Below are 24,771 nucleotides of genomic sequence, written 5' to 3'. Positions count from 1 at the left end.
CGTATGAAAATCGCCCTTGTCCAAATGGACGTACAAATTGGAGAACCAGAAGTGAATTTTAAAAAAGCAGCAGCGTTTTTAGAAGAAGCGGTCCGCGAGCAGCCTGATTTGATCATTTTACCCGAAATGTGGAATACCGGCTACGCCCTTGAGCAAGCCGAGCAGCTTGCGGATGTAAACGGTGAACGCACAAAACAGCTCTTTTCCTCCTTTGCACGGAAGCACCAAGTGTATCTCATCGCAGGCAGTGTATTAAATAAACGGACAGAAGATGAACACATTACCAACACAATGTATGTTTTTAACCGCCAAGGTGAGCTTTTGTTAGATTATGATAAAATTCATTTATTCCGCTTAATGGATGAGCACAACTATTTAACCGCTGGTGATCAGCTTGGTTTATTTGACTATGGTGAAGATGTAACGATTGGTGCGATGATTTGCTATGATCTCCGCTTCCCGCAGCTTTCCAGAACACTTGTGAACAAAGGAGCGAAGGTGCTCGTCAATACGGCGCAATGGCCGTCAGCAAGAGTGGACCATTGGCGCAGCCTGCTCATCGCAAGAGCGATTGAAAACCAGTCATTTATGATTGCTGTTAACAGAACAGGCACAAGCAGAGACACGGAATTCCCTGGACACTCTATGGTGATTGATCCACTCGGCCGCATCCTGCTTGAAACAAGCGATGACGAAGATATTTATTATGCGGAAATTGATCTTCAGCTAGTGGATGAAGTCAGACAGCAAATTCCGGTTATGACGGATCAGCGTCTCGACTTATATTAAAAAGCAGGGTGCTCCCCTGCTTTCAGCGTGTAGACAAACCCTCGCATTCGGTGTCAGGTCTGCGCTCCGGTGCTCACGAATGTCAAATTCGCTCCGCTCCGGTGCTCGCCCTTCCTAGACTTCAAAGGTTTTCTATCACGCTGAAAAGAAGATAAAGGGCTAAAATCAAGATCATTTTAGCCCTTTGTCACCAATCTTAAAGCAGGGTGCTCCCCTGCTTTTTGCGTTTAATTAAACGTTTGTTTAAGCCTTCCCTTCATTCTGATAAAGGTCCATGAAGGCTTGAGCGGCTTTCGTTAAATACCTTTCTTCCACATATGCAAACACAAGTGTGCGGGTTGGGCATGAATCAATGTGTAAATAAATGACCCCGTTCCTATCCTCTTGCGCCACCATTTTCGGCACAACGGTCACACCTAGTTCGTTTTTGACCAATGCCTGTGCTGTTTGAATATGACTTGTTTCAAAAGCCGCTTTTGGCTGGAAACCGTGATGACGGCACAGCTCCATGACCACTTGCCGAAAACCGTATCCCTCTTTCAGCATAATAAATGGGGTACCTTCAAGAAGCTGAAAGGGAACGATTTCGTGACCGGACTCTTTTTGCCCTGCTTGCTTGATAATCTCGTTCAATTCCTCTGATAACCATGGCTGAGCAGCTTGCGGAACTGCAAGAAGGAGCGGCTCTGTCAGCATTTGTTTCGTTTTCAATGATTCATGCTCGACAGGCATAGATAAAATAGCCAAATCCAGTTTTCCAGCCAATAGACGTTTTTCGAGCTCACGAGGAGACTCTTCTATCAGTTGAACGTGAACATGAGGATACGTTTGACAAAAAGTTTTTAATAAACCGGGCAAGACATAGCCCCCAGTCACTGCTGGCGCTCCAATGTTCAGCTCTTTCCCGATTTCATAAGCTGCCTCTCCTATTTCACGCAGCAAATCATCTCTTTCCTTCAAAATATTCTCAGCCCTTTTAATGAATCGTCTCCCTTGAGGTGTGGGCGTTACTTGTCCATACTTTCGAATAAATAGCGGTGTGTCTAATTCCTCTTCCAGCTTCTTCATTTGCTGGCTTAAAGAAGGCTGTGCAATATGAAGTTGATCCGCTGCTTTTGTAAAACTTTGCTGCCGGTACACTTCCATGACATATTCCATCATTCGTATATCCACTTTCATCACCTCATAGGTTTTAACTATCCATGTCATATCTTTTATGTCTTAGACAAATAACAGAAGGAATTCTACGATAAAGAGACCACAAAGGGGGAAAAGAAATGAATCCATATGCTAAAGCCGAGAACCAATTTTCACAAAATGCCGAGAACTATCGAGATTCACCTATATTTGCGGCCGGAGAAGAGCTGGAATGGATGAAAACAACTGCAAATGCGAAGGGACATGAGCATTTACTTGATATTGGCTGCGCGGCAGGACATACCGTTTTTTCCTTTTCAGACGTTATCTCTAAAGGGGTCGGCATTGATGTCACGCAAAAAATGATCGAGATTGCAGCAGCACTTGCGGAAGAACGCCGCCTGAACCACATTACTTTTGAGCAGGCAGCCGCAGAAGCATTGCCCTTCTCTGATGAATCATTTGAATTCGTGACGTGCCGATTTGCTGCTCACCACTTTCCAAACCTTCCGGCAGCCATGTCTGAAATCAGCCGAGTCTTAAAAAAAGGCGGCCAATTTCTGCTCGTCGATCATTATGCACCTGAAAACCCTGCACAGGATTCATTTATTAATCACTTAAATAGACTGAGAGACCCTTCTCATGTGCGTGAAAGCTCGTTATCAGAATGGAAAGAGCTTTTCGATGACAACCAATTGACTCAGAAAGAGATTCGTTTCTGGGACCTGCAAATTGATTATCAGGACTGGATTATACGTGGACGCACGCCAGAGAATACTCAAAAGGAGATCGTTTCCCACCTTCAAGCCGCAGACCCTGACACAAAGCAGCTGTTTCAGCTTCAATTCGATGCACAGCATCAGCCCATTTCTTTCTGTTTAAAAGCTTCACTGATTCAGGGAATCAAGAATTGACCTTATAGAAAAAGTCTACCATTGTCGGTAGACTTTTTTAATCTTCACTGTCTCACAGGTATTGCTTTTCATGTTCGTGACACGTCTCTCCTTACGACAAGGAGTGCTAGATCATGTTTGTACTATATGATAAATGAACGAAGATAGGTGAGGCATTTTAGATCCTCTGAATAAAAAAAGAACCTACCCTCTTTGGAATAAGTTCTTCACTGCACGCGTAACTTACGGCGCAATATCCTCTAATACTTTCTCGCGCGTTTCTATCATTTTAAACGCAAGAATTGCTCCCACTACCGTCACACTTGCAAAAAGAATAAAAATAGTTGAAACACCGCTTACCTCTAAAATAAAACCTATCATAATAGGAGCGATCGCTGAGGCCAGCCTAAGCCACGCTGTAGCAAATGCTGTTCCAATCACCCTCATACGTGTCGGATAAATTTCAGGTGTATATAGATAGAGGAGAACTGTAATTGTCCCCATCATTCCGTAAGCAGCAGACCCTAAATAGATGACGCTTTCTGGTGAAGTCGCTCCGCTGATCCATAAAGCCGTTAATAAAACACCTGTTAATACAAATGCAATGGTTGCCCAGCGCTTTCGTCCTACTTTATCAATTAAAAACGCACAAGCGAATACCCCTATGGTCTGTAAAATATTTGTGAGAGATGCTGCCCTTAATGAATCTCCGACTGGCAAATGGTAAACCGTATTATAAAGACTTGGTAACCAGTTATTTAAACCATTCGATACAAAGTAGGCAGAAAACCATAGTCCCCATACGACCAATGTTCTTTTACGGTAAAAAGTTGAAAATAGCTCTTTCCAGTCGCCTTTTTCAGTACTGCTGGATACTTGATTTGCGACAAGCATTCGTTTGTCAGTACTAGCTTCAATTTCTTCAATAATTCTTTCGGCTTCATCTAACCTGCCTTTCGAAATAAGCCACCTTGGCGATTCACGCAGCATGAAAAAGAATACAAAGACGATTAAACCTCCAATGCCTCCAATCAAGAACATCCATTTCCACCCAAAGCTAGGTACAACGAATGCGCCAATTTGAGCTGAGATCATTAATCCTAATGGAAAAATCATCTCATAAAGCATAAAAAATCTCCCTCTTCCTTGGGCTCGGGACAACTCATTAATATATGAGGCTGCTACCGGCACCTCTCCTCCGACTCCAATCCCTTGTATAAAACGGAAAATAAAAAGGGCCATAAAATTACCTGAAAATACACATGCGATACTCATAATAGACATGAGGAACACCGTCCACTTTGCACTAAATACACGGCCGCGCCTTTCTGCTAACCATCCAAAGAAAATAGCACCAATCGCTTGTCCTATATAACCAGACCCAATAAGAAGACCAATCTGTGCAGGTGATAAATTCCACATGCCGATGAGAACCGGGAGAACAAACGCTAAAGATAGTGCATCAAAAGCATCAAAAAAGGTAGCAGATCCCATAATGATCCGAGGTTTTAAATGCCACTTCGAAAAAGGTACACTTTCCATCCTGGTCAATAGTTGTGAAGCTCTATCAACAAATTGCCCACCTTGAGAATTTGGATTTCCGCTGAGTTCTAACGTCATGGTATCTCCTCCTTATTGGAGGAAATGATGCAAAAGTACATGCCGAAGAGCGCTGAAGAAATCGCTTACATTTTAAATCAAGAGAAATTCTCAAGCGATCTTACGAGTTTTCAGCATCTATCACATCTTTTTTGGCGTTCCCGTGGTGCCCCGATCTATATAATACATAGGGAAAATATGCTCCATCGCCTCTAACTGTTCTCCTTCCAACAACTGTGTTAGTAAAGAAACAGCTTTTCTTCCCATTCCAACTAAATCAACATGAACAGAAGATAAAGAAGGGGTTAGAAAACTTGCAATGGGCACATCATCGGCACCAACGACAGACAAATCATGAGGTATTGACACATTTGCGTTTTCTGCCGCTTTCATGACCCCTATCGCCAAAAAATCTGAAGAGCAAACCACTCCAGTCATGTGCTGGTTTCCTTGGAGAAATCGAGAAACCACTTCTACTACTTTTCCCCCATCAAATTCATCTAACTCAAACACAAGCTCTTTGTTCATTGTTAATCCTAAACGTTTCAGTGTGCGCTCATACCCCTTGTAATACCTCACACTATGCATCGAACTCATTGGACCATTGACCAGCCCAATGGTTCGATGACCTTTATCAAATAAGGCCGTTACAGATTGACAAACACCTTCTTCATCATCTGGCCTGACACATGGAAATGGTGAATCCTCTAAGTAACTTCCGACAACGATAATGGGAATAGCCAAACTTTTTAGCCAATCCATGCTCAATTCTTCATTTCTTGGAGAAAATAAAATGGCACCATCTACAGCCTGCGTCTCAAGTAACCGCTGCTGCTGAACAGATGTAAATGACATCAGCATATTGAATTCGGTCTCATCTAATTCCTTCGCTATTCCATCTAAAATCGTTGAAAAAAATGGATTATTCAAAATATATGAACCGCGGGGAACCACTACAGCAATATTCCCAGTCTTTCTTTTCACGAGCCCTCTCGCTCCTAAATTAGGGCGGTAGCCTAACTCATCAATCACTTGTTTGATTCTTTCAGCCGTTTGAGCACCTACTCCTGGTTTACCACTTAATACTCGGGAAACAGAGGCTATAGACACTCCTGCTTTCAATGCTACATCTTTAATACTTACTGACACATTTCATACCTCCGGGAGTCTGTTGTTTTATACCCTATTATAACCTGACTCACCTTCATCATGAAATCAATGGTCTGTTATCTACTGACGTTTTCCTTAAGCAAACCAACACTTTGAAGGCCCTGGCGAATCTCTTCTTTTTCCTTTTGAGTTAAAGGTAATACCGGCTTTCTAGCAAGCGAACTGCTGATCAAGCCTCTCTGGAACATCGCTTCCTTCATTCGCAGATGAGAGGTAGATGAAGGTTCATCCATTTTATATACAGCATGCTTTAATTCAAAGATTCTATCGTACACTTTATTAGCTGCTGCAAGGTCTTGTTTTTCCACACATTTCACAAGTTCAGCGATCAAATCTGGCACAAAACAGCCGAAACCGACAAGCGCCCCATCAATCCCTTGAACTAATGTTGGCAATAAATATTCATCGTGACATGTGAGCAGCGATACATCTGGTGCATGCTTTTTCAATGCGCGCACATCGACTTCATATTGCGCCATGTCTCTTTGACCAATTTTGAATGAGACAACATTTTCAATTTCCGACATTTCTAGTAATTGATTCGTTGTATATGAGGTTTTTGTCCACGTTGGATATTGATGAACGATGATTGAAATGTCAATCGCTTCTGCAACATCTTTAAAGAATTGGACAGGTGATTCAGGCTGCATACCGAATCTCAGCCATGAATGCGGCGGCATGAGAAGGATACCTTCTCCGCCAGCTTCTTGAACTGCTTTTGCATGCTGGATTGCTTCAATTGTCCCTTCAGCTGAAACCCCTGAAATGACAGGTACTTCCCCTTTTAATTCGTCGGCTGCAATACGCACAGCCTCAGCTCGTTCATGTGGCAGCAGGGTCATAATCTCGCCCGTATGTCCATTGACAACGATCCCGTTAATCCCTTCGTGCTCCGCCACCCAGCGAACAAGCTTACGAAATGCAGGTTCATCAATTGAATAGTCATCTTTAAAAGGAATTAAGACAGCCGGGAATACACCGCTCCATTTTTCTTTATTCTTCATCAACAAATTCCTCCCCATTCGATTATAGTAAACGTTTACGGTAAGCGTTTACGTAAATAATCATAGAACGTTCTCACGGAAGATGTCAACATTATTTCTTAAAAATTATAATAATTCAAAAAACTCTTATTAAAATTTATATACTATTTTACTTTTCCGAAAAAGAAAATGATCTAGATCAAAAACCTCATCATCATGAACTGATTGAAGGAGGATCACCGCTTTTTCCAAACGGCTGCACACCAAAAAAAGGATAAATACATTTTGGTTGTCAAAGCATCATCATATGTACGAAGGAAAAGAATCAATAGAAAAAAAGTCTACCCTCAACGGTAGACTTTTTTTATTTCGAATATAAATCCCAGCCAAGCTTGAGTGTGTCCACAATATAATTGGCGACTTCCTCAGCCTCTAAATGATCTGTTTCCACTCTTGAATTATGAAGAGAATAAATCTCCCGGCGCTCCTCAAACAGCTCTTTCATCTCATCAAGCGTCCGGTTGTGAAGAACAGGGCGGTTTTCAATTAAAATATCAAGCCGCTGCTTCCAATTCTCCCAAGACAAGTCAAGGAAAAGAACGGTACAATGCTTCAAGCAGGCGCGTTTGATTTCTTCCTGTTTGAATGCACCCCCTCCAAGGGATACGATCTTGAGCTGTGTATGTTCACATAAATCGACGATATAATCCTTTTCAGCCTGCCTGAAGAATGCTTCTCCTTTTTGCTGAAACATCTCTGGAATCGTCATGTTGTACTTTTTCTCAATCTCCTGATCGACATCAATAAAATCTCTATATAGCTTTTTGGCAACCAGCTGCCCAATGGTTGTTTTCCCAACACCCATAAAGCCAATGAGGACAATATTCCGCTGTCTTACAGGAATTTCTCTATTGATTTTCATGGTCGTGACACGTCCTCCCTACGACAAGGAATGCTACATAATGTTTCTATTATATGATAAATGGAGCGCGAAAAGATAGGCAATCTTAAAAATTGTGTTTGACGACGTATCCGAGCTGTTCAGAAAGCCTCTGTGCCTGTTCTTTCACTTTTTGCTGCAGCTTAGGAATGACTTCTTCAGTAAACCGATGGGTTGGACCAGATATGGATAAACAAGCCTTCACTTCTCCATGAATGTTAAAGACTGGTGCCGCTACTGCCGCAGATCCTACCTCTCGTTCATCGATACTGCAAGAAGTATACGTGTCAAGAATATGTTTACGTTCCTCTTGCCAGTCATCTCTCTTCACATGATCAGCCTCAGACGCTAATACTTTTTGTTGAAATTCTTCACTTTGAAAAGCCAATAATACCTTTCCGCCTGCACCTGCGTACAATGGCAGCTTCTCACCAATCTTGACAAGATGGCGAATCGATTGCAGCCCTTCCGCTTGTTCGATACAAACCCTGCTTGTTGAATCCAGTACATACAGGTTGACGGTTTCCTTTGTTTCATCACGAAGGGAGTACATGAGTGGTTTAGCCAGTTCTCTCAATTTAATGGACTTTCCTGCAATGTATCCGAGGAGATAAAGCCTTTGACCCAATCGGTATTTCATTGTTTCTTGATTCTTCTCCACAAAATGATTCATTTCAAGCGCCTTGAGCAGTCTCGTTGTCGTAGACATTGCTAAATTCATCTCTTTTGAAATATCCGTTAGCGTCAGCTCTTGACGTTCTTCACTAAAACAATACAGAATATCCAAAGCACGCTGAACTGTACGCAGTCCTGATTCTTCTTTTGACTTTTTATCAGCCATGTTCATTTTCTCCTTTTCCCCTTTGATTTCTTATCGACATCAACGATCGATTTTGCTATAATCCATTTTAAACGTTCCACTAAAAGAAAACAAATTCCACCAGTCGGAATAAAATCACTTGAAGATATTTGATGGAGGAGATATTTGAATGTACCTGCTCGTTTTTACACTTCTTATCAGTCTATATATTGTTCATCAACTATTTCCTGCTCCTATACTCTCCTATTTTGTTGGTCTGCTGGCCGCTGCCTCGCTCACCATTTCTTTTAAGAAAGCAAATGGGCTTTATTTGAAAACAGGTGCTGTATTTCTCATCATTGGGTTGTTCTTATTCTTCTTATCCGGCCAGCCATTGCACACGTTTTTTCTTCACTTTCATTCCATGCTGGCTTGCTTTCTCTCTTTTTCATGCTGCCTTTTATTCATTCTCTCATACATGTTGGACATTTCGATACACAATTAAATAAACTGCTCACACTGCATACAACGAGCTCAAACCAGCTTTATCGCAAGAGTTCATTTGTCACTCATATTCTCGGCATGTTTTTAAATATCGCGACGATTCCTTTACTATATACATCGCTCAAACCGTCGCTCGAATCTCTAAAAGAACAAGTGAAGCAACATCTTTATACACGAAACCTCTTAAGATCATATGCATTTGTTTAAGCTGGAGTCCTGTTGAAGTGCTGGTAAGCGTCACCATTGATGCAACCAAACTAAAATATTATCAAATTGCACCTATTACTTTTGGTTTAATGGTCGTCGTGCTGGCGATAGATTGGATGCTTTTTTCTCGTCAAAGCAAACGATTACCAAACATCATTCAGTCTTCAGAAACAAACGCCAATCCTCATCGAATTAAGCGAAAAACCCTTCAGCTCGCTTTCATGCTGCTAGGTTTTATGACAGTCGTCTCACTTGTCGATGCATGGATTGGGAAAGGCTATTTATTCGCTGTAGTACTGACGATTATTCCATTTGCTCTATTATTCTCTTCTATTATCAAAAAAAGAAAACAATATATCGCTGTCTCTGTGCCTCATTGGAAAGAAAGAACCCGTCAGCTCTCCAACTATATGTGTCTATTTTTAAGTGCAGGCTTCTTTGTCGATATGCTCCTTGCGACAAACAGTATGCAGCCGATTCAAGCATTTATTGTCAGTATATCAGACCATGCCATTTGGGTTTATTGTGTCATTGGGTTGTATTTTCTGATCACCGCCCTTTGCGGTTTTCACCCGCTTGTCTCGCTTGCTTTGTTAGTCAGCATGATGGCACCAGTCATCCATGAACTGCCTGCTCTTCCGATCGCAATCATGCTGATCGTTGCTGGCACATCAACTGTTATGTTTAGCCCTTTTAATGTTTCTGTCTCCTTATTGGCTGATTTGATGAAGGTCAACCCTTACCGTATCACTCGCTGGAATATATGGTTTGCCAGCCTTTATATCAGCATGGGCATCGCATGTGCAGCGATCATCACCGTTATCTTTTATACATAAAAAAGAGAACTCACCCTTGAGTTCTCTTTTGCTTTCTCACTATGGTTTTAATTGAATACGTTCAATTTTACCTACGATAAAGATGTACGACAATGCCCCGCCTAAAGCGACTAAACTGACGAATAAAATTCCTCCATTGTAAGAGCCTGTCGCCGAAACGATGAATCCGATAATCAGCGGAGTGATGATCCCAGCTAAATTAGCAAAAAAGTTAAATACGCCGCCAGCCAGCCCAACCATTTCCCGCGGTGCCACCTCAGACAGCATCGTCCAAGAGATATTAGACAGTCCTTGCGCAAATGAAGCGATGGATAAAATGGTCAGCACAAGCGGGATATTTGTTGTAAAGTTTGCTAAAACAATGGTACTCGTCATCAGCAAGCCAACCACTACTGGCAGCTTTCTCGCTACATTCACTGATACGCCCTTTTTGAGCAGCCAATCAGACACATAACCTCCAAACAAGACCCCAAAGAATGCAGCAATATAAGGAAGAGAAGCAGCAAAACCTACCTTGAGAAACGCCATATTTTTCGCCTCTGCCAAATAGGTCGGAAACCACGTTAAAAAGAAAAAAAGGGTAGACGCAACAGAGAATTGCCCAATATAAAGCCCGATCAATTTACGATATTTTAGAAGGGCGGCAAAGTCCGCCCATTTCAGCTTCTCCTGTGATGCGACTGTCAGCCCATCGCCTTGCCGGATTAATTCTAACTCATCTTCATTTATCTTCGGATGCTCTTTCGGTTCGTGATAATACTTGTACCAAAAGAAAGCAAATATGATACCGAGCGCACCTGCCGTAATAAAGACGGTTCTCCAATCGAAAGTCGTCATGATCCAAAATAGAAGAGGTGTCGCAAAGGCAAGACCCACATACTCTCCAGCAGTATAAACACCTGTTGCAAAAGCCCGTTCCCGCCTTGGAAACCATGTGGTGACAATACGGTTATTTGCAGGAAAAGCGGGAGATTCTGTAATCCCAATAAACAAACGGCAGCCGAATAAAAAGGCAAAGCTGTTCGCAAACGCCTGTAAGCCTGTGAAAATAGACCAAGTAACGAGTGATATCCCATACGTTACCTTTGAGCCAAATTTATCGAGAATAAAACCGCCTGGTATTTGCATCGCTGTATATGTCCAGCTAAATGCCGAAAAAATCAAGCCTAATAAGGCAGGATTTAATTGCAATGAAGATTGAATCGCAGGAGCAACAATGGATACACTGGCTCGATCAATATAATTAATAGCAGTAATAAAAAACAACAGAATCAATATGCCAAAACGGGCTTTCGTTGGTTTCACATATGCGGGCTGCAATTCATTCCCCTTCAGTTCTGAATGCACTTTCATAACCATCCTCCTTTGTTTCCGCAGCGTGCGGTTCGGTTGAGCGTATTAAATTACCCCTTTTTCTTCTAACTGCTTACACTCTTCTTCTGTTAAGCCAAGCATATTTGTTAAAATCTCATAATTATGTTCGCCTAAATCAGGTGCAATGTGACGGATACTTCCAGGTGTTTTTTCAAACTTCGGAATGATCCCAGGCACCTTCACTTTTCCAAGACGAGGGTGATGCACCTCGACGATATTCTCTCGTGCTTTAAATTGTGGATGCTCAAAAATATCTCGAATACTTAAGATTGGGCTCACAGGTACGCCATGTGTATCTAAAATTTCTAATACGTCATCCCTTGTTTTCGACGCGATCCATTCAGAGACGATCGCATCCATTTCTTTGTTATGCTTCAGCCTGGATGCATTGACCGCAAATTTTTCATTCTCTAGTAAATCTAATCGATTCATCGCCTCTGCCAATCGATTGAAGGTCGAATCTGTACTCGTCACAAGAACCAAATAATGACCATCCTTTGTCTCATAGGTACCGGCAGGGCTTGAATGTCCGCTCAGCCCCGGTGAACGCTCACGCACCTTCCCAAGCTTGTCATATTCTGCAACCAAAAACTCTAACATACGAAATACAGATTCATAGAGGGCCAAATCCACCATTTGCCCAGTTCCTTCTGGATGTGTATCTCTGTAATACATCGCTGTCACAGTAGCAAACGCCACGTAGATGCCAGCAATATAATCAGTGAGAGAAAAGGAAGGGCTGACTGGATGCCGGTCTGGAAACCCTTGAATATATGTAAAGCCGCTAAACGCCGTCGCTGGTGTTCCAAATCCGGCTTTGTCCTTAAACGGGCCCGTTTGACCATAACCCGATACACGAATCATAATTAACCGAGGGTTGATTTCTTTTAACACATCGTACCCAACGCCCCATTTTTCGAGTGTTCCAGGGCGAAAATTTTCAATCAGCACATCGACCTGACCCGCAAGCTTTTTAAAAATGTCCTTTGCTTCGTCTTTGTGCAGATCCAGTGTAAGGGATTTCTTATTCCGCGAGAGACCTGACCATCTAAGTGGTTCTCCATCTGCAAAAGGGCCGACATGCCGCAGCGTATCGCCTTTGCCAGGAATCTCGACTTTGATGACCTCTGCTCCAAAATCCCCTAGAAGCACCGCGCCATAGGGTGCAGCAATCATCGTAGAGACGTCTAATATTTTTATTCCTTCGAGCGGTGTATTCATATTCATTGCTTGACTCCCTTTCATTCAAGTGATGAAGGGCTAAAATCATTCCTAATTTTAGCCCTTTTCATCTTTCTGATTGACCCGGAAAGCCCTGATGATTCAAAAGGAGAGCTTACTGGTGCAGGTTTTTAATCCTTTGGAAGCTGCCCTTGCGGTGTGTAGAGCCAAATGAGCCATAAAGGTTCATCTCCTGTATTGACATGCTGGTGCGGAACACCGTCTGGAATGAACATGAAATCATTTTGTTTAAAGGACTGCCTTTCTCCATCACAAATGACTTCGCCAGATCCTTTAATCACATAATCAAATTCCTCTGAACCCGGGTGATTGTGCACTGAACTTGCTTCCCCCGGTTCAAAAATGGTGAGACCCGCCATCATATGCTCTGATCCAACAGTATCTGGTGTAATGGTTTGAAATACCTTTCGAATCATTTGCTCCTCTGGACGATCTAAGCCTAACCATAATGGGTTCCCATCTTGAAACGGATTCAATACTTTAATTTTCATTGTTAATTCCTCCCTCGTTCTGATTAATTCACGCTGACATGTGAGCGCTTTGAATTTGGTGAATAAATGTCATTAATATTCCAATGTCCATCCGTAGGAACAGGATCATTTTTCATCGCTACATCAATAACGCAAGGCTCCTGAGAAGCAATGGCTTCAGCTAAAGCTTCTTTGAATTCAGAAGCAGAGGTGATTTTAATCCCCTTCATCCCATAACCTCTCGCAACGGCAGCAAAATCCGGTGAATAGCTTTCTCCACCTTTTCTGAAAACAGTGCCGTACGTCGTTTCATAGTGCGCCATTTGCAAACCGGCTATTGTTCCAAATGCACTGTTATTCATCACAATCCACACAACAGGAATGTTCTCTTCAACTGCTGTTGCAAGAACGGATGGATTTTGACCGAAGCCGCCGTCTCCAACGAGTGACACAACAACACGGTCAGGCTGGGCAATCTTTGCCCCAAGTGCGGCAGGTGCTCCAAATCCCATCGTTGCAAAGCCGCCTGGCGTTAAAATGGTACCTGGCGTGAGCACAGGAAATTGCTGTCCGACCCCATTTTTGTTCCAGCCAACATCCGTTGTAATAAAGGCATCTGGCGGCAATACTTCCCGTACTTCCTGCAAAATACGCTGCGGCTTCATTGGGAAGGATTCATCTTGAACATTCGTCAGATTGCCCGCCTGAAACTCCTTACGATATGCCGCAATTTCCTTTTTCAATTCAGGTCGATCCAGCCCTTTTGGGAGTCTTTCTCTCGCCACTCGATTGAGTACAGTCAAGGCTTGCTTAAGATCGGCTACTGCTCCAATTTCAACAGGATAGTTACGTCCAATTTCATTCGGGTCAATGTCAATATGAATGAGCTTGGTTGATGGGAAGCGGAACGTATAATCTGATTCCCACGAGCTCGCATCAGCTTCAGCAAAACGGGTGCCTAAAGCCAATATATAATCTGCTTCTTTGCACTGATCATTGATAAATTTTGTCCCCCAAAACCCTGTCATTCCAAGAGTCATTGGATGATCATCCGGCATGGCTCCTTTCCCCATCAAAGAATGGGCGACAGGGATACTCAGATGGTCAGAAAATGCCTTTAATTCTTCAGCTGCATCAGCTAATATAATGCCTCCCCCTACATATAAGAGCGGTCTTTCTGCCTGCAGCAATCGATCCAATATCCGATTGGCCGTTTGATCATCAATAGAAGGTTTTTCAATGGTGTGTGTATGATGGTTGATTTGTTCAAACAAGGACACATCTAGGTCCTTTGAGAAAACATCCATTGGAACAGAAATAAGCACCGGGCCAGGACGGCCGCTTTCAGCTAACTGAAATGCTTTTGATAAAATCTCTGGAAATAATTCTGGAATATCGACTCGCCATGCTCTTTTCACAAACGGTCGGTAAATTTCGTATTGAGAGGCATCGGAATGAAGATTGATCTCTTGATGTGGGTGCTTTCCGTAATAATGACTTGGGACATCTCCTGCAATGACAACCATTGGAATGGAATCAAGTGCTGCATTCGCTACCCCTGTTGCCGCATTGGTGAGTCCGGGTCCTAGATGACTGAGAACAACAGCCGTCTGTTTCTTTGCCCGCGCATAACCATCAGCTGCATGTGCCGCTATCTGTTCATGCCTGACATTGACAAATTGAATCGAGCTTTTTTCAAGCGCTGATAAAAAAGCAATATTCGTATGACCGCAGAGACCGAAAATATGCTCGACTCCCCGATTTTCTAAGTACTGAATAACCTGTGTAGAAATATTCTTCTTCATGTTTCTCTCCTCTCACGGTGCAGCTATGAATCTGCTACTCACTTATTCTTTGAAAACACAATAGATAGAACATTGTTCAAATCCTGTATCGCCACTTGCCCGGGAGCTGAGCTTTCTTTCCCTACAGCAAAGGTCATGACAGATCCAAAAAGTCCGCCAATCATTCTTGTAAAAGCCCCGTATTCCCCCATTGCCATTGAAATAACGGGAATTGACAGCTGCTTTTTCGCATGGCTGGTCGCCGAGAGCAGTGTTAATGCATCGTCATAGGAATACGGCATCACTGCGATCTTTGCAATGTCGGCGCCGACTGATTCTGCATTGACGAATAGCTGCACGAGACGATCTACCTCAGGGGTACGCTGGAAATCGTGATACGACACAATCAAGGTGATCCCATTTCTTTTAGCCGCCTGACTGACTTGCTGTATATGTGTCACATCATGCATCAATTCATAATCAACGGCGTCCACAAGCTGAGTGGAACAAAGCTCGGCAAGCAGAGAAACCTTCTCAGATTCTGAGAGTGATATACTTTCGCCGCCCTCCTTTTCAGAGCGAATCGTGAATAAAAATGGGATACCCTTTGCCTTTTCTACCATTCCCTTAAGGGTTTCTATCACTTGTTCCTTGTCATGAAGGTGATGAAAAAAATCCGCCCGCCACTCTATCACATCAGGATTTTTCTCAGTTAACACCTCGACCTCATGAAATAATTCTTCCTTTGTTTGTCCGATGAGCGGCGTACAAATCATTGGCTGACCGCCTGCCTGCACACTTTTTACCTTTTGCTGAAATGCATTCACATCCAAACGCCCCTTTCACAGACCCTGTGGAAGCACGACCATTTTGGTTTCGGTCATCTCCTCAATGGCGAAACGCGGACCTTCTCTTCCAAGGCCACTTCGCTTAATCCCGCCATAAGGCCAATGATCCAGTCTAAAATTCGATGTCCCATTGATGACAACCCCGCCAGTTTCAAGCTCTTTTGCTGCGTGTAATGCCACATCCAGCTGATTCGTAAAGATCCCTGCCTGCAAACCATATCGGCTATCATTTGCTTCTTTAATCGCTTCCTCCAGCTCCTCATAAGGGAGAATGCTGACAACTGGGCCGAACACTTCCTCACAGACGACCTTGGCCTGTTTCGGAGGGTTTAGCAAAATAGCCGGTGTGATGCTCGCTCCATTTCTTTTCCCCCCGCATAAAAGCTGGGCACCCATGCTCTCTGCCTCTTGTATCCATGTCTCAACACGCTGCGCGGCCTGAACATCGACCATACAGCCGATATCACTCTCACTGGACAGCGGATCTCCAACAACAAGCTGCTCTACTTTTTGTTTTAATACCTCAGTAAACGACGGCATCATTTCCTGGTGGACATAAATTCTTTGGACAGAAATACAGCTTTGACCGGAATTACTAAAGCCTGTTTTGGCACACATGGATGCGGCTTGTTCAATATCTGCATCGTGATGAACAATCGTCGCTCCATTCCCTCCGAGTTCGAGCAGTACCTTTTTTAATCCCGCAGAGGTTGTAATGTGTTCGCCTCCGGCAGCCCCGCCGGTAAAAGAGATGAGATTCGTTCTATCATCAGTGACTAACTGTTTCCCGGCGTCGACCCCGCCAATCACAAGCTGCAAACCAGCCTCAGGAAATCCTGCTTCGAGAAGGAGTTCGACAAACGCTGTGGCAACAGCTGATGTTTGCGGTGCAGGCTTCAAAATGATGACATTCCCTCCCGCAAAGGCCGGACCGACTTTGTGACAAATTAAGTTGAGCGGTGCATTAAAAGGGGTAATCGCCAGCACAACTCCGACTGGTACTTTAAATGTCATGGCCATTGCTCCCTGTCCGCGCGATGATACATTGCCAGGAATGGTCTCACCTATTAATCGATTCGCTTCTTCCGCCGATTGCGCCAGCGTCTCGATTGATCGCGAAACTTCATCTCTTGTATTTTTAAGCGGTTTGCCTAATTCTAGCGAAATCAGTTTTGCAAAATGGTCTTTTTGTTCTTCAAGCAAGGTGGCTGCTTTTGTTAGAAGCCTTGAGCGTTCGATTGCCGATATTCCCGCTATTTGTTTTTTAGCATGCTGCGCACTAGAAAGTGCTTGTTCTATGTCTTCTGATGAGGCGAGATAGGATGTACCGATCCTTTCTCCTGAGTAAGGATTGATGATATCTGTTTTCACACGACCGGTATCCAGCCACTCGCCGTTTATATATGACAACGCTCTCAAACTACTCAAATTTTCTCTCCCTCCTTCAAGTGCCGCGTTCCATGTCCTGCATAACGAACCAATCTTTCTTCATTCGGACAAGGTCCTTTCACGAGGGCTCCCTTTGTCAGCTCCTCATATGCATGCGCCACGATGCCCATTCCTCTGGATAAGGAAAAAATGCCTTTTGCTGCTTCTGCTGGAATGTTTAATTCACATTGGATGGCAGCAGATACACCATCTATATTCATCGTGATTTTCTTCCCTTTCAGTTGTTCAAGCTCATGCCTAATCGCTTCGGCTAACCGTAAATATGTGCCGCTGATAAGACCTTGCTGGACATGTTTGTGACTCAGCTCATATAGACGTCTCACCCTCGGATCATCATCATGAAGCTGATGGCCGATTCCCGGGATTTTTTCCTTGCGATTTAACCATGTTTGACACACTTGCTTTGCCGCAGAGTGTATATCCTTTTGATCATCGTAGATCGCTTTAGCCTCGTATAGCATGCGCATGGCCTTCTCTCCAGCTCCGCCATGAATGTCACCTAATAGATTCACCCCTGTTGCTACAGAGGAATTAAACGAAATGCCGCAAGTCACCGCCATTCTAGCTGCTGCAATAGATGGTGCTCTTGGTCCATGGTCCGCACCTGCGACAAGAACACTTTCAAAAAGAGCTGCTTTTGAATCATCCAATAATTCACCAACAAGCAGTAAATAGAGCATTTGTGGATAAGACAATTCACCAATCAGTTCTTCAATCGGATACCCTCGAATTTCAATTGAATTTTTTTGAATATGACTAATCTCAGTCTCCCACCAAGCGCCTCCCTCTTTGTAAATTTCCAGTGCACTTCGATTTTTCATTGTGTGAATCATTCCTTTAGCTTCTTATTTGGAGGTGAACCACCCTTTTATTCCATCCAGTGGAATCTAATTTCACTTTTCGGAATGTGGTTTCATTGTAAGCGCATTCTTTTTATTCGTCAATTATTTTTTCTGAAAATACTGTCAATAGGAGCGAAATTAAGTGAATCGAACTAATTATGTTTGCTTTTTTTGATCTAAAAAATCAATATTTAGTTAAATGGACTTAAGTATATCGTTCTACTAATTTAATGAATTTTTGGTTATTTTGTCAAACTCAATTGAAATTCAACATAAAAAAACCTCTCCATCTTCTGGAGAGGTCTCTTTTTTATTTCCACCAGTCATCAAACATGGAAGCGGGTACTTGGCGTTTATGCTCTGATTGAACATAACGCTTTTCAATCGCTTCGGCGGCTTGATCTGACACTGGTTTTCCTTCTAAGTAATCATCAATTTCATTGTACGTAATGCCGAGTTCTGTTTCATCCGTTTGCTGAGGTTTGTCGTCCAGCAGATCGGCTGTTGGTTTCTTTAAGTACAGGCGCTCCGGCGCTTCTAGCGCTTCGAGTAGCGCCCGGCCTTGGCGTTTTGTCAGACCTGTGAGCGGAAGAACATCTGCACCGCCATCACCATACTTCGTGAAGAAGCCGGTTACTGCTTCAGCTGCATGATCTGTACCGATGACAAGCAATCCTTCCTCACCACCGACAGCATATTGCGCGATCATTCTCATGCGTGCTTTGACATTCCCTTTATTAAAGTCAGACAATGGTCCACCCGTTTCCTTTTGATATTGATCACTGAATGCTGACACGGCAGGTGCAATATCATATTTCCACGACTTGTCTGGCTGAATAAATGATAGGGCGAGCTGTGCATCATCTTCATCCTGCTGCACACCATGCGGAAGGCGTACCGCAATAAAGACCGCATCCTCTTTTCCTTCTTGACGAAGCTCACTTACAGCAAGCTGTGCAAGACGTCCAGCAAGCGTTGAATCCTGCCCGCCACTAATGCCGAGTACGAATCCTTTTGCCCCGGTTTTTTTCAAGTACTCTTTTAGAAATCCAACCCGTTTTTCGATCTCCTGCTTTGGGTCAATTGAGGGCTGCACATGCAACTCTTGGCTGATCTTTTTCTGCAAACTCATACACTTTTCCTCCTAAGCATCCTCTACATGAAGAGAACAGGTTTTACTCCCAATTCATTGATTTAATAACGTTTTTTGAATCTTCATTATACCATGTTTTCATCAAGAACATTTTGTTAGACGTTCCCCTATTTCTTAGATAATCAAACATTCACAAGTGAAAAAGACCATGTCTTTTTTGACTGGTCCTTTTCTTTTTTAATCGATTTCTACCCGTATGGATGTACAGCTTGATCCATTACACTTCCCAATATCAGCAGGACATGCAGACACGGCCACAATGAGGTCCATTTCAGCCCGCAGGCGAATGTAGTCACCGGGCAGCGATTTTGGCAGCTCGACAGACAGCTTTCCTTTTTCATCAATGACTGTATTCATAAAGGCGTTAAAAGGATAGTACATATCCTCCTTTGGAATTCCAAAGGGCTCAAAGGCAGTCCGCAAATTGTCGTAGCATGTATGCATGACCTCTAAGTGCGTCCGGCCGTATAAAAGCTGATACATCTCTTGCCGGCAGGCGGGCATGTATAAATCATGGCATTCTACTGTATCTTCAATGATCGTAAACATCGGTTTATATAAATTAGAATAAAGCTTATCGCCTTTTTTCACTTTAGACGAGAACAAACTGTCCATCGTCGCACCTTGGTCAAATTTTTCATAAAAATCTTTTTCATGATAGGCCATCACATCTGCTACTTGCTGGCCTTCGACATCAACCACTCGCATACATTGGCCTTTTCCTAAACGAAAGCCGAGTCTACCCTTTGGTAAAATGACGTGTTCTCCGTTCATCACATGCACTCCTTTCCATGACAGTATGCCCAAAATGTCCCCTTGATCATGTATAAAAAAAAGACGCGGTCACAAGCTAATGTCATTGAAATAGAAAGGTGTTGCACTTGCATTGAAAGAAGAACAATCTTTATCTTGGTGGCAGCTTTCTCTCATCGGAGTCGGCTGTACAATTGGCACTGGGTTCTTTCTTGGTTCCAGCATCGCCATTACAAAATCCGGTTATTCCGTCTGCATCTCTTTTTTGCTTGCTGCAGTCGGAACGTATCTCGTCTTTAAACATTTAGCTGCGATGACAGCTGATAATCCTGATAAAGGGTCATTTTGTTCCTATGCTCGTAAAGCATACGGACGCTGGGCAGGGTTTAGCAATGGCTGGGTGTATTGGTTTGCAGAAATGCTGATTACAGGAAGTCAGTTAACCGCCATTTCTCTGTTTACCCGCCACTGGTTTCCTTCTGTTCCGCTTTGGGTGTTTTCTGCGATTTATTCCGCTCTTGCCCTGCTCGTGATTATCATTGGGCTTTCTTCTTTTCAAAAGACAGAAAATGTTCTTGCGGTACTGAAAACAGCGGCGATTTTTCTATTTATGATTCTTGCGGTGCTTGTATTATTCGGCATTTTGACAGAACATAAACCGACCCTTCATCTGCCTAACAAGGATCACGAATGGATGCCTCTTGGTCCGCTTGGTCTTTGGAATGGATTGATTTACGCATTTTATGCATTTGGGGGAATTGAAGTCATGGGGCTGATGGCGGTTCATTTAAAGGACCCGAAGGATGCGGCAAAAGCTGGACGTGTCATGCTGATCATTCTAGCAGTCATCTATATCGTCTCAATCGGACTTGCTCTCTTGCTTGTCCCAGTGACAGCCTTTAATGAGAACAGCAGTCCATTTATTACTTCATTAGAGCCGTTTCATTTATCGATCTTTCTTCATATCTTTAATGGCATTTTCATTATTGCTGGTTTTTCGACATTGGTTGCCTCTCTCTATGCGGTCACAACGCTGCTCGGCACAATGTCAGAGCATCAGGATGCACCTGCTTGTTTTAAACAAAAAGATCCATCGCATGTGAGATGGTCTTCGATTATCTTAACTGCTGCTGGCTTAATTGTCTCGATTTTGCTTGCACTCTTTTTGTCCAAACACATCTACGAGCATCTCACAACAGCAGCCGGTCTTACCCTGCTGTACACATGGATTTTTATTCTGTTCTCAAGTAAAAAGCTATCCAAGCCATCCACCCGCCAAACGTGCGAAATGATTCTTGCGCTGCTCTTAATTGGAGCCGCTGTATCAGGCACATTAACGGAGGCAAGCGGACGACCTGGCTTTTTTATCAGCCTTGGGATCATTGCAGTGATTGCCATCATGGTGCTATTTATGAGGAAAAAGTGGAAGCAGGATCAGACCGCATCATAATTTCATCATGTTTTTTAATGCAGTAAATGGACATTTGGCGGAGGCTGGTTTCTCCGCCTCTTCATCTGGGAGAAAGTATTGCTTCCATTCATGATTGGTCGGATCCCCGTACCATTTTAATGATGGATGAACACTGACCTCATCATATGCTTTGAGCCGCTTGCGAACGAGCTGGCTCATTTTTTGTCCAAACTTGGTCGATCCATTCATTTTCTCAAACACCCACCTAGGCTGAAATGCCATCAAGAGATAAGGGAAGTGGCGGCTTTTTCTGAGCTTATGAGCAGGTGTGGAACACAAAATAAAATACGCCTCACCATGGAAGCAATACTCCCACTCATGATGATGAGTATCTAACGGGATCTCCTCAGGCCACGGTTCTTCATCTTTATGATGCAGCCGCTTAAGCAGCGACCAAAACTGCTGCTCAAACTCTTCAAGCGAACTTTCCTTTAAGTCCTGCGGTGTTTCAAAAAAACAGATAAATGAAGCATATTGACCGGTTTCTTTCGCACAGCCTTGATATTCTCTCAGCAGCTGGGCTAATTCATCAACCGCTTCATCTTTCCTAGGGTCACCGACAAACCCATAGCGTAAATGATCGAGAAAAAATCCCTGTCTTCCGGGTACACATGGGAATGTATCGGCTTCATCTCCTACCATCTTGCCAAATTGTGTGAAAGCATCCTGCTTCCATTCTTCTAGTGATCGTAGATTTTGATCAAGGCAACTTTTTGCATACAGCTGGGCCATTTCTTTACACCTCGTTTTAGCGTCTTCTCCATAGCCTATGAGGTGCAAATGGCTGTGGTGACTGTCCTGAAACGACTTTCCTAGCGCATGACAAAATGGGGTTTCCATTCAAATTGAGCAGGTATTTGTTTCTTTTATTCTATTATGTATGATCAGACTAGTGTAAGTTAATAGAGAGCCTTTCGCCATACCTACGATCGATTATTCATCAAAAAAACGGAATCCAGCACCCAATAAATAAGGGCTGCGCAGAAGCTAAACAGATAGACTTTATAGCTCATGAACACAACAAGCCCATAATCAATCCATAAAGCCAAAGCCGAACAAACCAGCCATGCCGCAATAAAATAAATCAGTAAGTCACGGCTTCGAAACCTCTTAGGATGCCGGTGTAAAACAAACTGAATCGGTGCAGCAAAAATGACATAAGCTGACAAAATGAACAGGCTGGTCATCTCCACATAACTAAAGCCCACTTCAGGCGGCATGAATAAAAACGTATAAACGAATGTTGCTGTGATGACTGATAAAATCAGCATACACACATAGTTGAATACTGGCAAAAACATACGCATAGCAGAAGCTCCTTCAAACCATTTAATATTCCACCATTATTCAAGAATGTGTTATGTCTGTCAATCCTTACAAAAAAACAGACTGAATGTGTCAGTCTGCTTCAGATTATTGACAAAGGACTAAAATGATCTTTATTTTAGCCCTTTGTCTTCTATTCAGCGTGATAGAAAACCTTTGCAGTCTAGGAAGAGCGAGCATCGGAGCAGAGCGAATTTGACATTCGTGAGCACCGGAGCGCAGACCTGACAAAGAATGCGAGGGTTTGTCTACACGCTGAAACAGACTGAATGTGTCAGTCTGTTTTCTACCCAATCAACGCCATGATCCCCTGATACCCAAAATAGGCGCCGAAACCAAGTAAAGATAGACCTGCAAGAACGGATAAGCCATGTAAAACACGTTCACTTAAATAACGCCTAAACGAACTAGCAAGCAGCGCCATACTGAAATCCCAGATCAGCATGCCGATAAAAATAGCCATACTGTACATGAGCATTTGGGAAGCTCCATACTTTTCGATCGTATTGGCTAAGATGCTGCCATAGATGCCAAGCCAAAACAAAATACTGAGCGGATTAGAAAGAGAAATGAAAAATCCGGTCATAAACGATTTGCCAATTGATGTGTTTTCGCTGTCTTTTTTCGGACTCTCCTGCAAATTGATTTTACGCAGACTTTCAATGCCGGTATAGGTCAAAACGAAAAAGCCGAACAGCCACAAAAAGGTTTTTACAAGAGGTGCAGTCAAAAGCTGGGCGACACCAAAATAGATGAGAAGCATATAGACAATATCCGCAGCCATAGCCCCTACACCAAAAATCCACGCATGCCAAAATCCACTTTTAATCCCTCTGTCGATTTGGGCTGCATTGACTGGCCCAACAGGCGCTGAAAGTGACAACCCTAAAAAGATATAACCAAAAAACACCGCCACATAGACGTCCTCCTTTTGATGCTGACTTGTACATGTTATTCAAACTTTCTGCGTTTTAGTACAAGTCCTTTGTCATCATTTCTGGCGGATGCTTAGCGGTCTGCTTTCAGTGCCGACTGCTGCGCGTGTATTGTTTCTTTTTTCTTAGAACGATTCATTTGAATCGCAGCTGCAAACAGAAGAACAGCTAAGAAGGCAAATACAAAGACGGCACTTGCCGCTCCTGCCCATTCCAGACTAAATCCAATCAAAAAGGACAAGCAGGCTCCGCCTAAGCTTGCGGCTGCAATAAAATAACTCGTCGCCTCATCGATGGCATTTTCAATCATTAAGGCAGATGCTGTCAGTGCGATTGGGAACATGCCCGCTGCGCAAAGGCCGATGAAAAAGATGAGAATCAGCTGTGCGGTGATGTGGGTTGTCAGAGCGAATATCACAAGCAGCAGAATCATCAGAGATGCGCTTAGCTTTAAAAAACGCAGCGGATGCAGCTGATCGGCTTTTCTCGCAATTACGGTTCTGCCAATGACGATCGCTGTCCAGAAAGTAGAGACCGCAAAGAGGCCCCAATTTTCTCCCCCTTTTTCCAGCATGATCGACGGCAAAAAGTTCGCAAAGTTCGTTTCAATCCCTGCGTAGAAAAAGGCAAAGCAAATCATGATCACCACAATCATTCGATTATTTCGATCAACAAGCAAGGACGGTTTCCTCGTCCCTTCTGTGGAAGGAGCATCCATCTGTCCGTGAGGCAGTTTGTTCATAAAAACAAGCCAAAGCATAAGGAAAAATGTCAGCGCACCCACCTGAAATAAAAACACATACTGCCATGTCTGTTCTGTGACAGTCAGCAGAATCACTAGCGGGAATAACAGCGCACCTAATCCAAAAAAGACCTCCATGATACTGATTCGCTTTGCACTATTTGCCATCGAAATGACATATGCACCAGCTGTTGTCTCAAGACTGCCTGCGCCGCTCCCAAGAAAAAAACCTGCCAGCACAAGCGTTGTCCAGCCTGGCACCAATAGCCCCAGCAGAAGTGAGCCGATCATCAGCAAAAGACCCATGGTCAGCACAGTGCCATAGCCTTTTTTTCTCACTAGAATGGGGGATAACAGAACGCCTGTCAAAAAACCAATAAACTGAAAAAAAATTAAAGATGATAATTCCCCGGGGCCTTTATCGTAACTCGACAGCAAATAAGGCGTTAAGCTGCCAAAAAACACATGAATGGTCCCAATAAAAAAATAAAAGACACAGCCAAAATAAAATACCTTTTTCATCTT

Annotated in this window: 24 protein-coding genes; 5 read left to right on the top strand and 19 right to left on the bottom strand. The window is 43.3% G+C overall.

The features are described 5' to 3' along the window. The first annotated feature begins 3 nt into the window (after window positions 1-3). Window positions 4-789 (top strand): carbon-nitrogen family hydrolase, encoded by a 786-nt coding sequence (locus tag AAYR28_RS01785; RefSeq protein ID WP_327827471.1) that lies wholly within the window; start codon window positions 4-6, stop codon window positions 787-789. A gap of 243 nt (window positions 790-1,032) precedes the next feature. On the opposite strand, the gene AAYR28_RS01780 is transcribed toward AAYR28_RS01785, so the two are convergent. Next, the gene (locus AAYR28_RS01780; RefSeq protein ID WP_176967345.1) at window positions 1,033-1,950 is read right to left on the bottom strand and encodes a LysR substrate-binding domain-containing protein; all 918 of its coding nucleotides are present in this window, start codon (window positions 1,948-1,950) and stop codon (window positions 1,033-1,035) included. Between the two features lie 116 nt (window positions 1,951-2,066). Here AAYR28_RS01780 and AAYR28_RS01775 point away from each other — a divergent pair, with 116 nt between their 5' ends. Then, window positions 2,067-2,840 carry a class I SAM-dependent methyltransferase gene (locus tag AAYR28_RS01775; protein WP_120208438.1) on the top strand — a complete coding sequence of 258 codons (774 nt, stop codon included), beginning with the start codon at window positions 2,067-2,069 and terminating at the stop codon, window positions 2,838-2,840. Window positions 2,841-3,062: 222 nt separating this feature from the next. Here the strand turns inward: AAYR28_RS01775 and AAYR28_RS01770 are convergent, their stop codons facing one another. The 5 genes from AAYR28_RS01770 to AAYR28_RS01750 all read right to left on the bottom strand — a co-directional run bounded on the left by AAYR28_RS01770 (window position 3,063) and on the right by AAYR28_RS01750 (window position 8,352). After that, window positions 3,063-4,439 carry an MFS transporter gene (locus tag AAYR28_RS01770; RefSeq protein ID WP_342495936.1) on the bottom strand — a complete coding sequence of 459 codons (1,377 nt, stop codon included), beginning with the start codon at window positions 4,437-4,439 and terminating at the stop codon, window positions 3,063-3,065. A gap of 120 nt (window positions 4,440-4,559) precedes the next feature. Further along, window positions 4,560-5,567, bottom strand: coding sequence for a LacI family DNA-binding transcriptional regulator (locus AAYR28_RS01765; protein WP_326134933.1), 1,008 nt, complete (start codon window positions 5,565-5,567; stop codon window positions 4,560-4,562). 77 nt (window positions 5,568-5,644) lie between these two features. Further along, a complete protein-coding gene (locus tag AAYR28_RS01760) occupies window positions 5,645-6,592 on the bottom strand; it encodes a dihydrodipicolinate synthase family protein (RefSeq protein WP_056765053.1) in 948 nt (315 codons plus the stop codon). A gap of 343 nt (window positions 6,593-6,935) precedes the next feature. Then, window positions 6,936-7,493, bottom strand: a complete 558-nt coding sequence (locus AAYR28_RS01755; RefSeq protein ID WP_003214270.1) for a shikimate kinase — start codon at window positions 7,491-7,493, stop codon at window positions 6,936-6,938. A gap of 85 nt (window positions 7,494-7,578) precedes the next feature. Next, entirely contained in the window at window positions 7,579-8,352 is a 774-nt protein-coding gene (locus tag AAYR28_RS01750) for an IclR family transcriptional regulator (protein ID WP_034283265.1), read from the bottom strand. 148 nt (window positions 8,353-8,500) lie between these two features. Between AAYR28_RS01750 and AAYR28_RS01745 the strand changes: the two genes are divergently transcribed. Continuing rightward, entirely contained in the window at window positions 8,501-8,815 is a 315-nt protein-coding gene (locus AAYR28_RS01745) for a hypothetical protein (RefSeq protein ID WP_345808913.1), read from the top strand. A 223-nt stretch (window positions 8,816-9,038) separates the two neighbouring features. Beyond that, complete coding sequence (locus tag AAYR28_RS01740; RefSeq protein WP_259455951.1) at window positions 9,039-9,857, top strand: hypothetical protein; 819 nt, start codon at window positions 9,039-9,041, stop codon at window positions 9,855-9,857. Between the two features lie 39 nt (window positions 9,858-9,896). Here the strand turns inward: AAYR28_RS01740 and AAYR28_RS01735 are convergent, their stop codons facing one another. From AAYR28_RS01735 to AAYR28_RS01695, 9 genes are all read right to left on the bottom strand, one after another. After that, window positions 9,897-11,210: an MFS transporter gene (locus tag AAYR28_RS01735; RefSeq protein ID WP_025092799.1), complete on the bottom strand. Its 1,314-nt coding sequence runs from the start codon at window positions 11,208-11,210 to the stop codon at window positions 9,897-9,899. Between the two features lie 45 nt (window positions 11,211-11,255). Then, window positions 11,256-12,458 (bottom strand): CaiB/BaiF CoA transferase family protein, encoded by a 1,203-nt coding sequence (locus tag AAYR28_RS01730; RefSeq protein WP_024427254.1) that lies wholly within the window; start codon window positions 12,456-12,458, stop codon window positions 11,256-11,258. A gap of 125 nt (window positions 12,459-12,583) precedes the next feature. Next, window positions 12,584-12,964, bottom strand: coding sequence for a cupin domain-containing protein (locus AAYR28_RS01725; RefSeq protein ID WP_041116575.1), 381 nt, complete (start codon window positions 12,962-12,964; stop codon window positions 12,584-12,586). A 23-nt stretch (window positions 12,965-12,987) separates the two neighbouring features. Continuing rightward, the gene (locus AAYR28_RS01720; RefSeq protein WP_081123954.1) at window positions 12,988-14,748 is read right to left on the bottom strand and encodes a thiamine pyrophosphate-binding protein; all 1,761 of its coding nucleotides are present in this window, start codon (window positions 14,746-14,748) and stop codon (window positions 12,988-12,990) included. Window positions 14,749-14,786: 38 nt separating this feature from the next. Beyond that, on the bottom strand, window positions 14,787-15,560 hold the full coding sequence (gene aroD, locus AAYR28_RS01715) for a type I 3-dehydroquinate dehydratase (protein ID WP_034283254.1): 774 nt from the start codon (window positions 15,558-15,560) through the stop codon (window positions 14,787-14,789). A 9-nt stretch (window positions 15,561-15,569) separates the two neighbouring features. Then, on the bottom strand, window positions 15,570-17,003 hold the full coding sequence (locus AAYR28_RS01710; protein WP_120208440.1) for an aldehyde dehydrogenase family protein: 1,434 nt from the start codon (window positions 17,001-17,003) through the stop codon (window positions 15,570-15,572). Beyond that, the gene (locus AAYR28_RS01705; RefSeq protein ID WP_024427250.1) at window positions 17,000-17,857 is read right to left on the bottom strand and encodes a citryl-CoA lyase; all 858 of its coding nucleotides are present in this window, start codon (window positions 17,855-17,857) and stop codon (window positions 17,000-17,002) included. The genes AAYR28_RS01710 and AAYR28_RS01705 overlap by 4 nt, the downstream gene beginning before the upstream one ends. Window positions 17,858-18,176: 319 nt before the next feature. Then, window positions 18,177-18,998, bottom strand: coding sequence for an ammonia-dependent NAD(+) synthetase (gene nadE, locus AAYR28_RS01700; protein ID WP_024424335.1), 822 nt, complete (start codon window positions 18,996-18,998; stop codon window positions 18,177-18,179). A 198-nt stretch (window positions 18,999-19,196) separates the two neighbouring features. Continuing rightward, window positions 19,197-19,793 (bottom strand): DUF1989 domain-containing protein, encoded by a 597-nt coding sequence (locus tag AAYR28_RS01695; protein ID WP_034283248.1) that lies wholly within the window; start codon window positions 19,791-19,793, stop codon window positions 19,197-19,199. A gap of 112 nt (window positions 19,794-19,905) precedes the next feature. Between AAYR28_RS01695 and AAYR28_RS01690 the strand changes: the two genes are divergently transcribed. Continuing rightward, window positions 19,906-21,222 carry an amino acid permease gene (locus AAYR28_RS01690; RefSeq protein ID WP_034283246.1) on the top strand — a complete coding sequence of 439 codons (1,317 nt, stop codon included), beginning with the start codon at window positions 19,906-19,908 and terminating at the stop codon, window positions 21,220-21,222. On the opposite strand, the gene AAYR28_RS01685 is transcribed toward AAYR28_RS01690, so the two are convergent. From AAYR28_RS01685 to AAYR28_RS01670, 4 genes are all read right to left on the bottom strand, one after another. Next, window positions 21,217-21,975 (bottom strand): YqcI/YcgG family protein, encoded by a 759-nt coding sequence (locus tag AAYR28_RS01685; RefSeq protein ID WP_070326657.1) that lies wholly within the window; start codon window positions 21,973-21,975, stop codon window positions 21,217-21,219. The genes AAYR28_RS01690 and AAYR28_RS01685 overlap by 6 nt on opposite strands. 191 nt (window positions 21,976-22,166) lie before the next feature. Further along, window positions 22,167-22,550 carry a UPF0715 family protein gene (locus tag AAYR28_RS01680; RefSeq protein WP_034283242.1) on the bottom strand — a complete coding sequence of 128 codons (384 nt, stop codon included), beginning with the start codon at window positions 22,548-22,550 and terminating at the stop codon, window positions 22,167-22,169. Window positions 22,551-22,855: 305 nt separating this feature from the next. Next, on the bottom strand, window positions 22,856-23,485 hold the full coding sequence (locus AAYR28_RS01675) for a LysE family translocator (RefSeq protein ID WP_024424337.1): 630 nt from the start codon (window positions 23,483-23,485) through the stop codon (window positions 22,856-22,858). 92 nt (window positions 23,486-23,577) lie between these two features. Beyond that, window positions 23,578-24,768 carry an MFS transporter gene (locus tag AAYR28_RS01670; protein ID WP_041116565.1) on the bottom strand — a complete coding sequence of 397 codons (1,191 nt, stop codon included), beginning with the start codon at window positions 24,766-24,768 and terminating at the stop codon, window positions 23,578-23,580. Window positions 24,769-24,771 lie beyond the last annotated feature (3 nt).

It is taken from the genome of Bacillus safensis (assembly GCF_039619585.1).
GTDB classification, from domain to species: Bacteria; Bacillota; Bacilli; order Bacillales; family Bacillaceae; genus Bacillus; species Bacillus safensis.
Note: the sequence above shows the minus strand (reverse complement) of the source record. Positions and strands in the feature narration are given on the sequence as shown.